A 14,919-nucleotide genomic window follows, 5' to 3' on the forward strand; every position below is an offset into this window, starting at 1 on the left:
CCGTCATGACCTCGCGCCGCCCGGCCGCGCTGCAGCGCCGCCATCTCCAGATCCTGGCCGCCATCGCCGACAGCCGCTCGGTGCACCGCGCCGCGCAAAGCCTCGGCCTGCCGCAGCCGGCCGTGTCGCGGCTGCTGGCCGATGCCGAAGCCCTGCTCGGCCATCGCCTGTTCGAACGCTCGGCGCGCGGCAGCGAACTCACGCCGCAGGGCGCTGCGGTGCTGGCCCAGGCGCGCTTCGTCCTGCGCGGGCTGGAGCGGCTCGACGGCCTGCTCGGCGAATCCGGGCCGGTGGTCCGCCTGGGCTGCATCCCGCGCGCGATGCATTCGCTGATGCCGCTGGTGCTGGACCGCATGTTCCCGGCGGGCGGCGGCGCGCCGCGGCGCTCCGCCGCCGGCTTTCGCCTGAGCATGATGGAGGACGGCTCGACCGTGCTGGTCGACGCCCTGGCGCGCGGCGAATTGGATTTCGGCATCCTGCGCCACCCCTCGGGCACCGCCGGCTTCAGCGAAGACATTGCCGCCGAACGGCTGTACGACGAACGCCCGCTGGTGATCTGCGCGGCCGGCAATGCCGAATTGCCGCGCGGGCCCGTGAGCCTGGCGCGGCTGATGGATCACGGCTGGGTGCTGCCCTCGCCCGGCAGCACCTCGCGCACCGTGCTGGAACGCTTCCTGGCGCAACAGGGGCTGCCGCCGATCCAGCCCGTGATCGAGACCCGCAGCTTCGATTCGAACCTGGCGCTGGTGGCCGACACCCGCTTCATCACGATCGTGCCCGAGTCGGCAGCCCGCCGCTACGCCGCGCTCGGGGTCGTGCGCGTCGTCAATGCCAGGCCCGTGCTGCCTGGCAGCCCGGTGATGCTGGTGGGCCACCCGGCGGCGGCCGAAGACCCGGTGCTGGCCTCGTTCCGCCGCATGGTCCGCGCAGCCGCGAGGACCATGGGCAAGCCCAGGGTGGCGGCGGAGCCCGCGCTACCGGACGCCGCCGCCTGGCCTGTAACCAGACCATACAAACTCCCTGCCGCCAGAAGCCTGCGCAGCAAGTAGCGTGCCGCGAAGTAAGCAATAATCCGGAACGCGATTTTTACCTTCGTTCCGCCGCGCGGCGGCGGTCTTCCCGATCCCGGAGAACCCCAGTCCATGGAACATACCTGGCAATTCTTCCGCGCGGGCGGCGTCGACCAGGTCGCCATCCGTTCCGGCGCCGATGTCTGCCATCTCGACCAGCTCGACCAGAAGCTGTGGGTGGCGCTCGCGTGCCCCACGCGCGGCATCGAATTCGACCACCAGACGCTGGACCTGATCGATACCGACCACGACGGCCGCATCCGCCCGCCGGAATTGCTGGCGGCCTGCCGCTGGGCCTGCGAGCGGCTGCGCGACCCCGACGTGCTGCTGCGCCGTGACGGCAGGCTGGCGCTGGCCGAGATCGACGACCGTACCGAAGCCGGCGCCCAGCTGGCCGCGACCGCCCGCCGGATCCTGGAATTGCTGGGCAAGCCGGCCGACGCCGTCGGACTGGACGACGTGGCCGACCGCGGCCGCCTGCTGAAGGCCATGCGCTTCAACGGCGACGGCATCGTCACCCCGGCCACCGCCGACGAAGGCCCGCTGCGCGAGGCCATCCAGCGCATCATCGACACCCACGGCAGCGTGCCGGACCTGGGCGGCGAACAGGGCATCGATCGCGCCCGCGCCGACTCCTTCTTCGAAGAGGCGGCCGCGATCCGGCAATGGCGCGACCGCGTGGCCGGCGACCCGTCCATCGTGCCGCTGGGCGACGCCACCACGGCCGCCGTGCAGGCCGTCGACGCCGTGAGCGCCAAGGTCGACGACTTCTTCGCGCGCTGCCGCGTGGCGGCCTACGATCCGCAGGCAGCGGCCGCGCTCAACCCCTCGGTGGAGGAATACCGGGCGCTCTATGCCGATGCCCTGACGCTGGGTTCGGACCGCATCGCCCATCTGCCGCTGGCCCAGGTCGAGCCGGGCCGCACGCTGCCGCTGCGCAGCGGCGTCAACCCCGCCTGGGCGGCCGCGCTGGATGCGCTGCGCACCCAGGCCATCGAACCGCTCACCGGCGCGCCGGCCGAGGCGCTGACCGAAGCCGCGTGGCGCCAGCTGCAGGAACGCCTGGCCCCGGCGCGCGAATGGCTGGCCGCCAAGCCCGCCACCCACCTCGACGCGCTCGACGTGGCCCAGCTGACGGCCATGCTGGATGCCGGCATCCAGGCCCAGGTCAACGCGCTGATCGAGTCCGACCTGAACATCGAGCCGCACCACGACGACATGCAGGACCTGGAAAAGCTGCTGCGCCTGCAGCGCGACCTGGTCCATCTGCTGGAAAACTTCGTCTCGTTCAAGGACTTCTACCGCCGCGAAGGCGCGATCTTCCAGGCCGGCACGCTATACCTGGACGCCCGCAGCTGCGACCTGACCGTGCGCGTGGACGACGCCGCCAAGCACGCGGCGCTGGCCGGCCTGGCCAAGACCTATCTTGCCTACTGCGACTGCACCCGGCAGGGCGAGAAAATGACGATCGTGGCCGCCTTCACCGCCGGCGACGTCGACTTCCTGTTCGTCGGCCGCAACGGCGTGTTCTACGACCGCCAGGGCAGGGACTGGGACGCCACCATCGCCAAGATCATCGAGAACCCGACCAGCATCTCGCAGGCCTTCTTCTCGCCGTACAAGAAATTCGTGCGGATGATCGAGGAACAGGTGGCCAAGCGCGCCGCGGCCAGCGACGAAGCCGCGCAGGGCCGGCTGGGGGCGATGGCCACCAGCGTCGCCACCGCCGACAAGGCCGAGACCGCCGCCGACGCCGCCAAGCCGCCGGCCAACAAGGTCGACGTCGGCACGGTCGCCGCCATCGGCGTGGCCTTGGGCAGCATCAGCGCCGTGCTGGTCGGCATCTTCGCCAAATTCGTCGACCTGGGCTGGTGGATCCCGGTGGCCGTGCTCGGCATCGTGCTGGCGATTTCCGGCCCCAGCATGCTGATCGCCTGGCTCAAGCTGCGCCAGCGCAGCCTGGGCCCCATCCTCGATGCCAGCGGCTGGGCCATCAACGGGCGTATGAAGGTCAACGTCCGGCTGGGCGGCTCGCTGTCGCAGACCGCGCACGTGCCCGACAACGCCAAGCGCAGCCTGAACGATCCGTTCGCCGAAAGCCACGGCAAGGCCTACACCCTGTGGACCCTGGCGATCATCGTCGTGCTGGCCGTGCTGGCCTGGCGCGCCGGCCTGCTCGATCCGGTGCTGCCGGCGTCGATGCGGACCACGCCGCCGGCCGCGCCGGCCGCGCCGGCGGCCGGGGCGCCGCCGGCCACCGCGCCCGCCCCTGCGCCCGCCCCGGCACCCGCTCTCGCGCCCTGAAGACCGGCCCGCGCCCGCCCAGTCAGTGACCTTTCAGTGCGGCTGTGGCATCTTAGCCATGTTGACAGCCGTGTTACAGAAAGGTATCTATGCAGGCAGGATCTGCACATTAATTAGATAGAAAACCGGAAGGCCGGGCAGGCAGCGCACGGGCGCCGCTGCGCTCTTACGCGCCGTTGCACTCTGGCGGGGCCCGGGCGCGGAACGGCCGGCCGGCTCGTGCTGCCTATGCTGGATGTCCGATGGAGATCGTCTTGGGAAAAGCAGATTCGCCCTCGCTGCCGTGGTCGCTCGACAACATCGACCTGGCAGGCATCGACATGCAGCGGGTGCGCGACGACGAAAACCTGTTCTACGTCCTCACCGCCGCATCATTCATCGAAACCGGCTCCGACCTGTACACGCGCAACCTGGTCAGCTACTACCACGACGACCCCGAAGTTTCCGCCTGGCTCGGCCAGCACTGGGAGCCCGAAGAGCTGCAGCACGGCCGCGCGCTGCGGGCCTACATCGAGCGCGTCTGGCCGGATTTCGACTGGCCCGCGGCCTTCGCGAGCTTCTTCGACGAATATTCGCGCAGCTGCACGGTGGAGGAATTCGAGCCCAGCTACGCGCTGGAAATGGCGGCCCGCTGCGTGGTCGAAACCGGCACCGCCACCCTCTACACCAGCATCAACGCCTATACCGACGAGCCGGTGCTGAAACGGCTGACGGCCCACATCCGCGCCGACGAAGTCCGGCACTACAAGAACTTCTACCACTACTTCTGCAAATACAACCAGGCCGAAGGCAACGGCCGCAGTGCCGTGTTCGGCGCGCTGGCGCGGCGCGTGGCCGAGATCCGCAACGACGATTCCGACTGCGCCATGCGGCACGTGTTCGCCGCCCGCCATCCCGAGCTGGCCCACGACGCGGCCGCGCTGCGCAAGGTCAACCGCCGCACGCGCAGCCTGGTGGTGCGCAACCTGCCGGCCGACATGGCCGTCAAGATGCTCCTGAAGCCGCTGCACCTCTCGCCGTGGGCCAACAAGAGCATCCAGTATCCGCTGGTGCGGCTGGCGCAATTGTTGAAGTAGACCCACCCCTGCCCGCTTCGCGCGTCCCCTCAAAGGGCGCTGTCGGACCGGCGGAGCCGGATCCGCTGTGCCCTGGATGGGGCGGCGCGGGTCGATGGGTCGCATGCCGTGGCGGGTGCCCGGTCGACTACAATCGGCTTCGCGTCCAGGCGCGCGTCCGCGTATGGCTGCGCGGCCCGGACCGGATACCCAGGAGAACGCAACAATGACTTCCCCCCTGATCATCGACTGCCATGGCCACTACACCACGGCGCCCAAGGCGCTGGAGGACTGGCGCAACCGGCAGATCGCCGGCATCAAGGATCCGTCGCAGATGCCCAAGGCCTCCGAACTGAAGATCAGCGACGACGACCTGCGCGAATCGATCGAGGCCAACCAGCTGCGCCTGATGAAACAGCGCGGTTCCGACGTCACGCTGTTTTCGCCGCGCGCGAGCTTCATGGCCCACCACATCGGCGATTTCAACGTCTCGGCTGCCTGGGCCGCCATCTGCAACGAGCTGTGCTACCGGGTTTCGAAGCTGTTCCCCGACAACTTCGTGCCGGTGGCGATGCTGCCGCAATCGCCGGGGGTCGACACCAAGACCTGCATTCCCGAGCTGGAAAAATGCATCAATGAATACGGCAACGTCGGCATCAACCTGAACCCGGATCCGTCGGGCGGGCAGTGGAACTCGCCGCCGCTGTCCGACCGCTACTGGTACCCCATCTACGAAAAAATGGTCGAGTACGACATCCCGGCCATGATCCACGTCAGCACCAGCTGCAACCCGGCCTTCCACACCACCGGCTCGCACTACCTGAACGCCGACACCACCGCCTTCATGCAGTGCCTGACCTCCGACCTGTTCAAGGACTTCCCCACGCTGCGCTTCCTGATCCCGCACGGCGGCGGCGCGGTGCCCTACCACTGGGGGCGCTTCCGCGGCCTGGCGCAGGAAATGAAGAAGCCGCTGCTGAAAGACCATCTGCTCAACAACATCTTCTTCGATACCTGCGTCTACCACCAGCCGGGCATCGACCTGCTGACCCGCGTGATCCCGGTCGACAACATCCTGTTCGCCTCGGAAATGATCGGCGCGGTGCGCGGCATCGATCCCGAAACCGGCAACTACTACGACGACACCAAGCGCTACATCGAAGCGTCGGTGCTCGATGCCGAGGCCCGCTACAAGGTGTACGAAGGCAACGCCCGGCGCGTGTTCCCGCGGTTGGACGCACGCCTGAAGGCGAGATGATTCCTCCCCTACGCGCTTCGCGCGCCCCTCGGGGGGCGACGCCGGCGGACCGGCGAAGCCGGATCCGCGGCGTCCTGGGCCGGTGGCTGCCTGCCTGAGTGGATATGCTTCCTGCCGACGTCAGCCTTCCCGCCCGCCTCGACCGCTTGCCGTGGTCGCGCTGGCATTGGCGTGTGGTGATCGCGCTCGGCGTGGCATGGGTGCTGGACGGGCTGGAGGTCACGCTGGTCGGCTCGATCGGCGGCGTGCTGGAACGGCCCGATACCCTCGGGTTCAGCGCCGCCGAGGTGGGCGGCTCGGGCTCGCTCTATATCGCCGGCGCCGTGCTGGGCGCCCTGCTGTTCGGCCGCCTGGCCGACCGGCTGGGCCGCAAGAAGCTGTTCCTCATCACGCTGGCCGTCTACATGGCCGGCACGCTGGCCACCGCCTTCTCGCCCGACTTCGCATTCTTCGCCGCCTGCCGGTTCGTGACCGGCCTGGGCATCGGCGGCGAATATGCGGCCATCAATTCCGCCATCGACGAACTGATCCCGGCCCGGGTGCGCGGCCGGGTCAACCTTGCGATCAACGGCAGTTTCTGGATCGGCGCGGCGCTGGGGGCGGCGCTGAGCCTGGTGTTGCTCGACCCCGGGGTGCTCGGGCCGGCGCTCGGCTGGCGGGCGGGCTTCATCCTCGGCGCCGTGCTGGCCTTCGCCATCCTGCTGGTGCGCCGCGACGTGCCCGAAAGCCCGCGCTGGCTGATGACGCATGGCCAGGAGAAGGAAGCGCTGCGCGTGGTGGCCGCGATCGAGGCGGCGGCTGGCGTGGACGGGACAGCCGGCCATGCCGCTGCGGCCCCTGTCTCGCCGGCGACAGCCCCCTCCGCATCCGGCGACCCGCTACGCGCGGGGACGCCGCCTGACGCCGGGCCGGGCTCTGCGCCCTTGTCCGGGCCGGTGGCCGGCGGCGCCGGCGCGCCGGGCGCCCGCGCCACGCCGCCGCTGCGCGTGGTGGCCGACGTCCTGCTGCGGCACTACCGCCGGCGCAGCCTCGTCGCGCTGGCGCTGATGGTGTCGCAGGCCTTCTTCTACAATGCCATCTTCTTCACCTACGCGCTGGTGCTGACGCGCTTCCACGGCGTGCCCGAGGCGCGGGTGGCGCTGTACGTGTTCCCTTTCGCGCTGGGCAACGTGCTGGGGCCGCTGCTGCTCGGCCCCCTGTTCGACCGCGTCGGCCGCCGCCGCATGATCGGACTGACCTACACGCTGTCGGGCGTCGGCCTGGCGCTGACCGGCTGGGCCTTCCTGGAAGGCTGGCTCGACGCCCGCAGCCAGGCGCTGTGCTGGTCGGCCGTGTTCTTCCTGGCCTCGGCCGCCGCCAGTTCGGCCTATCTGACCGTAAGCGAAGTATTCCCGCTGGAAATGCGGGCGATGGCGATCTCCGTGTTCTATGCGATCGGTACCGGGGCCGGCGGCTTCGTCGCCCCATGGCTGTTCGGCGTCCTGATCGAAAGCGGCAGCCGCGGCGCCGTCACCGCCGGCTACGCGCTCGGCGCCGCGCTGGTGATCGTGGCCGGCCTGCTGGCATGGCGCTTCGCGATCGACGCCGAACGCAAGCCGCTGGAAGAGATCGCGCCGCCGCTGGGCGGGGGTGGCCTGTCCTAGCGCCCATGCCGCCCGGGCCATCGGCCCGCGCGGCAGGACATTCGCATCCCACTACCTATATCCGGCGCACACCGCAGGCGATAGAGTGCGGTCCGACTCTTCACTGCATTGCTCGCCATGCCGGACCACGACGCCACCTACAAGCTGCTGTTTTCCCAATCGCCGGTGATGGCCGCGCTGCTGCGCGGCTTCGTGCGCGAAGAATGGGTCGGCACGCTGGACCTGTCCACGCTCGAACGCGTGCCCTCCTCCTTTGTGACCAACGATCGCCAACGACGCGAGAGCGACATGGTCTGGCGGGTGCGCAGCCGCGTGCGATGGGTGTACGTCTACCTGCTGCTGGAATTCCAGTCTCGCAGCGACCGCTACATGGCCCTGCGCCTGATGGTTTACCTGTCGTTGCTGTACCAGGACCTGCTGCGCCAGCGGCCAGGCGAGGACGATGCCCTGCCGCCGGTGCTGCCGCTGGTGCTCTATAACGGCGCCGGCCGCTGGACCGCCCCGCGCCAGATGAGCGGGCTCATCGATATCGTGCACGGCGGACTGGCGCGCTACCGGCCCGAATTGCGCTATCTTCTGCTCGATCAGACTGCGCTTGGCGAGGGGCCGCTGCCTGGGGACAATCTGGCGGCCACCTTCTTCCGCCTGGAGCGCAGTCGCGATCCTGCCGAACTGGTCGACGCACTGGGGGATCTGAACCGTATCGCGGCGGCGCCGGCGATGACGGAAGTGCGCCGCGCCTTCACGCTGTGGCTGCGCGAAGTGCTGCTGCCGGCGCGGCTGCCCGGTGCTACGATCAACAAGCTTGAAGATATTCAGGAGATTCGAACCATGCTCGCGGAACGCGTCATCGACTGGACCGAACAGTGGAAACGGCAGGGCCTGGAAGAAGGGCGTCGGGAAGGCCGGTTGGAAGGCCGGTTGGAAGGCCGGTTGGAAGGCGCCCAGGCCTTGTTCGAGCGGCTGCTCACGGCGCGCTTCGGCCCCTTGCCCGATGCTGCGCGGGAACGCCTGGCGGCCGCGGACCCGGCCTTGCTGGAAGCCTGGTCGATCCGCCTGCTCGGCGCGGCAAGCCTGCAGGACGTTTTCGACGTTTGAGTGCCAGCGACGGCCGCTTTCTTGGCGCCCAGGATACTGAGGGCGAGCTCTCCGGCCGTCACGTGCCCGATTGCTGGATCAACACCGACAGCGCCGAGTCGAGCCACTTGCCGCCGATGCTCGACCTCTCTCCCTGGAAGTGCACGCTGACCGCTTCCACCTGTTCCACCGGCCGGTCGCTGCGGCCTTCGACGATGACGCGGTACCAGGTGTCGGCCGGCTTGAGCTGGTCTTTGGGCACGGTGGGGTTGAGCGGGATGGGGCCGCCGTTCGGCTGGGCCAGCAACAGGTGGGGCAGCCGCGTGGCGGCGCTGTCGTCGATGTCGACGATGCAGCCGGCCAGCGGCGCGTCGTAGCGGCCCCGCACGTAGACGCGCGCGGGCTCGCCCTTGGCCAGGCGCTGGCGGTCGCGCTCGCGCACCAGGGCCTCGACCCGCCAATGGTCGCCGCCCACCAGCATCGCGATGCGGGTGGTGGCCGAGACCCAGCTGCCGGGCTGCAGCGTGGGATCGACGTCGCGCACCGTGCCGCCGTGCAGCGCGGCGAGCTTGAGCCGCAGCAGTTCGGCCTCGCGCGCGCGGCGCTCGGCCTCGTAGCGGCCCGCGTACTGGTCGGCCAGCATCTGCCGCGCGGCGCCGCTGTCGTCGATGCCGACCGCGCCGCGCGCCGAGCGGGCATAGGCCTGCGCCAGCGCGCTGGCCTTGTCGCGCTCCTCGGCCTGCCGCGGCGCGTCGAGCTCCAGCAGGACCTGCTCGTCGCCGACCGCCGCGCCATTGCGGATGTCGACCTTGTCGAGCCGCGCCGCGTACGGCGAATACACGGGCTGCTCCACGCCGGCGCGCAGCACGCCGGGTGCGACGATGCGGGTGGACCACGGCACCGCCAGCACGGCCGCGCCGCCCACCAGGATCAGCAGCCAGCCGGCCAGGTGGCCCCGCCGGATCTCGGCGCGGCGCGCCCACCACACGCGCATTTCGCTGCGGACGGGGCGCACGATGAACACCGAGATCTCGACCATGAACAGGAACAGCCCTAGCGCCTTGAAGAATTTGTGATAGACCACCAGCGCGATGCCGAAGAACAGGATCAGCCGGTAGATCCAGGTGGCGATCGCGAACGCCGTCAGGAAGCGCTGGTAATGGCGCGGCAGCACCTCGGCGACCGGATCCTCGATGCCCATCAGGCGCTTGCGCATGAAACGCTTGCCCCAATGCCCCGCCCGCTCGTGCAGGCCCGGGAAATCGAGCGCGTCGGCCAGGATGAAGTAGCCGTCGAAGCGCATGAACGGGCTGGCGTTGACCGTCAGCGTCAATACCCATGCGGTGGTGGCCAGGAAGAACAGCGCGTTCTTGAAATTGCCCTCGGGCGCGAACACCCAGAAGAAGGTGGACCACGCCGCCAGCATCAGTTCGGTCAGGATGCCGGCCGACGCGATGGCCAGCCGCCGCCGCGAGCGTTCCAGCTTCCAACTTTCGCCAGTGTCGGTATAGGCCATCGGCCACAGCACCAGCAGCGCCACCCCCATGTGGCCGACGCGCACGCCGTTGCGCGTGGCCACCAGCGCGTGGCCGCACTCGTGCAGCAGCTTGGAAAAAATCAATGCGCCCAGGTAGCCGACGATGCCGTCCCAGCTCAGCGCCCCGTGCAGATTGGCCATCACGGCGTCCCACTGCCGCGCCGACAGCACGAGGCCGATCGATGCCGCGGCGGCGGTCAGGCCGAAGAACCAGCCGCTGAACAGCCATTGCAGCCACGGCAGCGCGCGCTGCAGCACCTTGGCGGGCCGCACCAGCGGGATGCGGATCGACAGGTAGTTGTGCAGCAGCCAGTGCGCGAACCTGACCGGCGGCTTGGGGCGCGTTTCCTGCACCAGCTGGTTGTGGCGCAGGAAGGCCGCGAACTGCAGCACGTCTTCGTCGATCGGCTGCAGCGTGGTGTCTTCGGCGACGGCGGCGGCGATCCGCGCCGGATCGCCCATCTCCCAGCGGGTCAGGATTTCGAATTCGAGCCAGCCGATGCGGTAGAACAGGTTGCGCACCGGGTCGCTCAGGTGCCAGACCGGGGAACCGTCCACATTGACGCCGGCCGGGTGGATCTGCAGTTCCTCGCGCAGGCGCGGCCACGGCGCCTGGCGCGCGCCGCCGGGCAGCAGTTCCAGGCCGGCCGGCGGCGACGCGGGCGGCGCTGCGCCGGCGGCCGCGGTCAGCTCGGCGATCGCAGCAGGCGAGGCTACCATCCGAACCACTCCCGCAAGGCGGCCATCGGACGCCGCAGCAACAGGTATCCCAGCACCGTCCAGTCGCCCACGATGCGGGCCGTGCCGCGCAGGCCGATGCGCAGGTAGGCCGGATCGCCGCCTGTGATCGTGCCGCGCAGCAGATAGCTGGCGACGCCGCCGGGCGATTCGACCGCCTCGTAGCCAGCGTAGTCGAGCCGGGCCAAGGCCGGATGCAGTGGCGCCACGCGCAGGAACAGGGTCATAGGCGCGCCCGGCTTGAGGTTGACCGCTTCGCCGACCGGCGCCCAGGCATGCAGCCCCAGCGCCTGCGGATCGGCCAGCAGGCCTACGCGCTGGCCGGTCTGCACCGGGCGGCCGGCCCAGTCGTCCGGATCGGAATAGACGAACACGCCGCGCGCCGGCGCGCGGATCGACAGCTGCTCGATCTCGCGCCCCAGCGCCTCGACGTCGACCTGCCGTTCGCGCAGCTTGCCTTCGGCCAGGCCGAGGTCGGCCTTGGCGGTCTGGCTCTCGATCGCGCGCTGCGAGGCCTGGTGCAGTTCCACCTGGGCGGTCGACAGCGCCGCCTTGGCCACCACCAGCTGGTTGTACAGCGTGGTGTCGTCCAGCTCGGCGATCACCTGGCCGGCCTCGACCGGCGTATTGGGCGGCACCACCATGCGGCGGATCACGCCGTCGCGCGGCGAGGCGATCACCTGGCTGCGGTTGGAGACGATCTCGGCCTGTACCAGCGCATAGTCGCGCACCGGGATCAGCATGGCCAGCGCCAGCAGCGGCAGTCCCCAGCGCAGCAGGCGCGCGCCAGAGACGGCCGGCAGCACGCGCGACCAGCGCGGCCGGCGCTCGGTCAGGCTCCACCAGGCGTAGCCGTACAGGTCGGCCGCGCCGAGCAGCTGGTATTCGGGCGTGGCGGGTTCGAGCTGGGTCGGCCACGGCGTGTCGCGCGCCAGCAGCAGCGCCGCGCGCGACACGCCGTCGGGCCCGGCCAGCGACAGCAGCCATACGTGCGCAGGCAGCCAGTCGGTCCATGACGCCGCCAGCTCGGCGGGCAGCATGGCCGGCGCCAGCGCCATCACCTTGACCGGCGACTCGCCCTCGTCCAGGCGTGGCCGCACGTGGCGGACCACATCGGCCAGCCACAGCGCATAGGGGGAATTGGCGTCGACGTCCGCCAGCCCCGAATGGGCGGCCAGCCGGGTGCGGCGCCGCTCGCCGTAGGCGACCAGCGCGGCCTGCCGGTATTCGGCCAGCGCGCGGGTTTCGTTGCAGAAGATGAAGGACAGCTCGGCGGGCGTCCGGGCGGCATGGACGCGGGCGGCGAGCCGCTGGAAGGCTTGGTTTACCACGGGCGGACGATGCTCACTGCCGGGCCGGCGGCTGGACCTGGCCGCTCATGCCGGGCAGCACCTGCTTCGGCTGCCCTTCGAAAGCCGCCTCGATCTCGACCGTCTGGCTGACCGCGTCGACGCGGCCGGCGATGCGCGAGACCTTCAGTGCGTACTTGCCGCCGGTTTCGTCGACCGTCGCGTTCAGCGTGTCGCCGATCTTCAGCCACGACAGCCAGTTCGACGGCACGTTCAGCCGCGCCTTGGGCGTGCCGGTGCTGACCAGGTCGATGACCTGCGCGCCGGGGTTCACGCCCTGCCCGATCTTGACATAGACGCGCGCCACGCGGCCGTTGAACGGCGAGACGAAGGTGCACTGCTGCAACTGCGCGTCGAAGATCTGGATTTCGCTTTCCGTCTTGTTGACGTTGGCGGCGGCCAGCTCCACCTCGATCTCGGCGGCCGAATCCAGGCCTTGCAGCTTGGCCTTGGCCTCGTATTGCAGGCGGGCCGCCGTATGTTCGGCCACGGCCGCGGCGCGGCGCGCCTTCACCTCGTCGCAATCGAGGGCGGCCACGACCTGTCCGGCGCGGACGGCATCGCCCAGGCCCACCGGCAGGCGGGCGATGCGGCCCGGACTGGCGGCCGAGAGATTGCTCTCCTGGTTGGCGACGACGAGGAAACGGACCGGCGTCGATGGCGCCGGAGCTGGAACCGGGGCCGGAACCGGGGCCGGAACCGGGACCGGGACCGGGACCGGGGCCGGAACCGGGACCGGCGCAGCGGAGGACCGGGCAGCGGGCGCCGCGGCCGGCGCCGGGCCGCGCGGCGCGGGCGCCGGGCCCAGCGGGGCGGACTGCGCCAGCGCCGCGCCGCCGGACGCCGTAAAGGCCGGCGGCAGCGCGAGGCACAAGCCGGCCAGACATGCGGACAACAGATGGAAACTCAAGGCGATACTCTCAAGAAAACGCGCTTTTCACGCGACGCAATTACTTCCGGGCGACCGCGGCCGGCTGCTGCGCCAGGCGGTGGACCTCGGACATGACCGACAGCGCGGCGGCTTCGGCGAAGGCCTCCATCGTCCGCTCGGTCGTCTCGTTGGGCAGGAAGCTGGTATAGCTCTGGGTCAGCAGCCGGCGCCCGCCGGCGTCTTCCAGCGTCAGGTTCCACTGGGCGCGGCGCGTGGCGCGGGCTTCCAGCGGCTGGTAGACCATGGACAGCAGCAGGCCGGTGGCGCCCTGCCCCAGCTTCAGGTCGTTGCGCTCGACCACGCGCTCGACCGCCACCTTCACGCCGGCGGCGGTGGCGCCGGCCGGCACGCCGGCCACCTGCACGCGGATCGGGCGCAGCTCGGCCTGCGCCACGGCCTGCTGCGTGAAGGCCAGGGCCTCGCCGCTGGCCAGACTGGTGTCGATCGCCTTGGCCAGCGTCGGGATGTCGGTACCGGTCACGGTATCGGGCAGCAGGTCGATGCCGACCGAGTTCAGGATGCGGCCATAGGCGGCCTGCGCGGCGGCATAGGCGGTGGCGAGCTGGAAGCGCGACACCACGGCGCGCGACTCGGTGCGCAGCGCCTCCAGCTCGCTGTCCAGCTTGTTGTTGCTGCCCACGCGCGAGATGCTGGCCAGGCGCTGGTCGACGCGGGTCGACTCGGCGGCCAGGTCATGGTCGACCATCGCCAGCTTGTAGCGCTCCACGGCCACCCGCACCTGGGTGATGACGGCCATCGACAGGGCCTGGCGGCGCGCATCGTCGGCCTTCAGGCGGGCCTCGTTGGTCTTCCTGAGCGTGGGCAGGCCGGCCAGGCGCAGCAGGTTCATCGACAGGCTGACGCCGCTTTCCGCCCAATTGTTGTTGTACAGATAGTCGTTGGTGTCGTAGCGCGGGCCCACGTAGAGGTTCAGGCTCGGGAACAGCGCCGCGATCTGCTTCTTGGCCTCGAGCTGGTCCTGGCGCGCCTTGTAGTCTTCCTCGCGCAGCTCGGGCCGCTTCTCCAGCGCCTGCAGCTCCAGCTTGTCCATGTCGGCCGGCACCGGGACCAGCGGGTTCTCGGATTCCTCGACCAGCGTGAAATCGGTGCCGGGCGGCAGGCTCATCAGCGCCGCCAGTTCGCGCTTGGCGAACTGCATCTCCTGGCGCTTGACGTTGATCAGCGTGGCCGCGTCGAGCAGCGCGCGCTGGTAGGCCAGGCTCTGGGCGGGCGGCAGCACGCCGGCGCGCTCGGCCTCGCGCGATTTCTGCAGCGCGTCCTGGATGCGGTCGGCCAGCTTGTTGGCCTCGCCCAGCAGCTGCTGGGCGCCCAGGGCACGCCAATAGGCGCTGCGCACGTCCTGCACGATGTTCTGCAGGATCTTGCGGCGGCGCTCTTCGGCGATGTTGTAGTCGTCGGCGGCCTGCTTGGCGCGGTAGTAGCTCAGCCCGAAATCCAGCGCGTTCCACGACAGCGTGGCCCGGCCGTAGAAATGCTCGCGCTCTTCCGAGGTCGACGGGCGCAGGCTGATCACCCGGTCCTCGATGCCGATGCTGGTGCCGCCCGAATCGTTGGTGCGAGCCGTGTAGCCGGCCTCGGCCACCAGCTTGGGCAGCATGTCGAGTTCGGAGACTTCGAGCAGGCCGTGCGACAGCGCGCTCTCCATCATCTTGAGGCGATAGTCGAGGTTGTACTTGAGCGCGCGCGCCAGCGCGGTCGAGAACGTCAACGGCGCGGCCAGCGGGACCTGGTCCTTGTACATCTCGGCCTGGTCCTTCTGGGCGCGGGCCGCGATCTGTTCCTGCGAGATCGGGGTCGGCGTGATCGTGCAGCCGGCAAGCGCGAACGCGGCCAGCGGGATGGCGCCCCAGGCGGGGACGGACTTGAATCGGGGGCGTGCGGACGTCATGGTCGGATTCATTGTCTCGGGAGGAAGGTGGGCTTTCGGGATGGCCAT

At 70.0% G+C, this 14,919-nt stretch carries 10 protein-coding genes; 6 read left to right on the forward strand and 4 right to left on the reverse strand.

The features are described 5' to 3' along the window. Positions 1-5 precede the first annotated feature (5 nt). From ABD927_RS04190 to ABD927_RS04215, 6 genes are all read left to right on the forward strand, one after another. Entirely contained in the window at positions 6-1,049 is a 1,044-nt protein-coding gene (locus ABD927_RS04190; protein ID WP_345246641.1) for a LysR substrate-binding domain-containing protein, read from the forward strand. Positions 1,050-1,142: 93 nt separating this feature from the next. Beyond that, positions 1,143-3,374 (forward strand): hypothetical protein, encoded by a 2,232-nt coding sequence (locus ABD927_RS04195; protein WP_345246643.1) that lies wholly within the window; start codon positions 1,143-1,145, stop codon positions 3,372-3,374. Between the two features lie 248 nt (positions 3,375-3,622). Next, a complete protein-coding gene (locus ABD927_RS04200; protein ID WP_425570180.1) occupies positions 3,623-4,450 on the forward strand; it encodes a ferritin-like domain-containing protein in 828 nt (275 codons plus the stop codon). Between the two features lie 217 nt (positions 4,451-4,667). Beyond that, on the forward strand, positions 4,668-5,687 hold the full coding sequence (locus ABD927_RS04205; RefSeq protein WP_345246927.1) for an amidohydrolase family protein: 1,020 nt from the start codon (positions 4,668-4,670) through the stop codon (positions 5,685-5,687). Positions 5,688-5,791: 104 nt separating this feature from the next. Next, complete coding sequence (locus ABD927_RS04210; protein WP_345246645.1) at positions 5,792-7,330, forward strand: MFS transporter; 1,539 nt, start codon at positions 5,792-5,794, stop codon at positions 7,328-7,330. A 117-nt stretch (positions 7,331-7,447) separates the two neighbouring features. Further along, a complete protein-coding gene (locus ABD927_RS04215) occupies positions 7,448-8,428 on the forward strand; it encodes an Rpn family recombination-promoting nuclease/putative transposase (RefSeq protein ID WP_345246647.1) in 981 nt (326 codons plus the stop codon). 58 nt (positions 8,429-8,486) lie between these two features. Here ABD927_RS04215 and ABD927_RS04220 read toward each other — a convergent pair whose 3' ends face one another. The 4 genes from ABD927_RS04220 to ABD927_RS04235 are packed head-to-tail and all read right to left on the reverse strand — an operon-like array spanning position 8,487 to position 14,871. Further along, positions 8,487-10,664, reverse strand: coding sequence for a site-2 protease family protein (locus tag ABD927_RS04220; RefSeq protein ID WP_345246649.1), 2,178 nt, complete (start codon positions 10,662-10,664; stop codon positions 8,487-8,489). Further along, positions 10,658-12,013 carry an efflux RND transporter periplasmic adaptor subunit gene (locus ABD927_RS04225; protein ID WP_345246651.1) on the reverse strand — a complete coding sequence of 452 codons (1,356 nt, stop codon included), beginning with the start codon at positions 12,011-12,013 and terminating at the stop codon, positions 10,658-10,660. Before ABD927_RS04225 ends, ABD927_RS04220 begins: the two co-directional genes overlap by 7 nt. Before the next feature lie 13 nt (positions 12,014-12,026). Beyond that, on the reverse strand, positions 12,027-12,941 hold the full coding sequence (locus tag ABD927_RS04230; RefSeq protein ID WP_345246653.1) for an efflux RND transporter periplasmic adaptor subunit: 915 nt from the start codon (positions 12,939-12,941) through the stop codon (positions 12,027-12,029). 40 nt (positions 12,942-12,981) lie between these two features. Then, on the reverse strand, positions 12,982-14,871 hold the full coding sequence (locus ABD927_RS04235) for a TolC family protein (RefSeq protein WP_345246655.1): 1,890 nt from the start codon (positions 14,869-14,871) through the stop codon (positions 12,982-12,984). Between the last annotated feature and the right edge of the window lie 48 nt (positions 14,872-14,919).

The sequence above is a fragment of the Pigmentiphaga soli genome (assembly GCF_039541095.1).
GTDB lineage: Bacteria > Pseudomonadota > Gammaproteobacteria > Burkholderiales > Burkholderiaceae_B > Pigmentiphaga > Pigmentiphaga soli.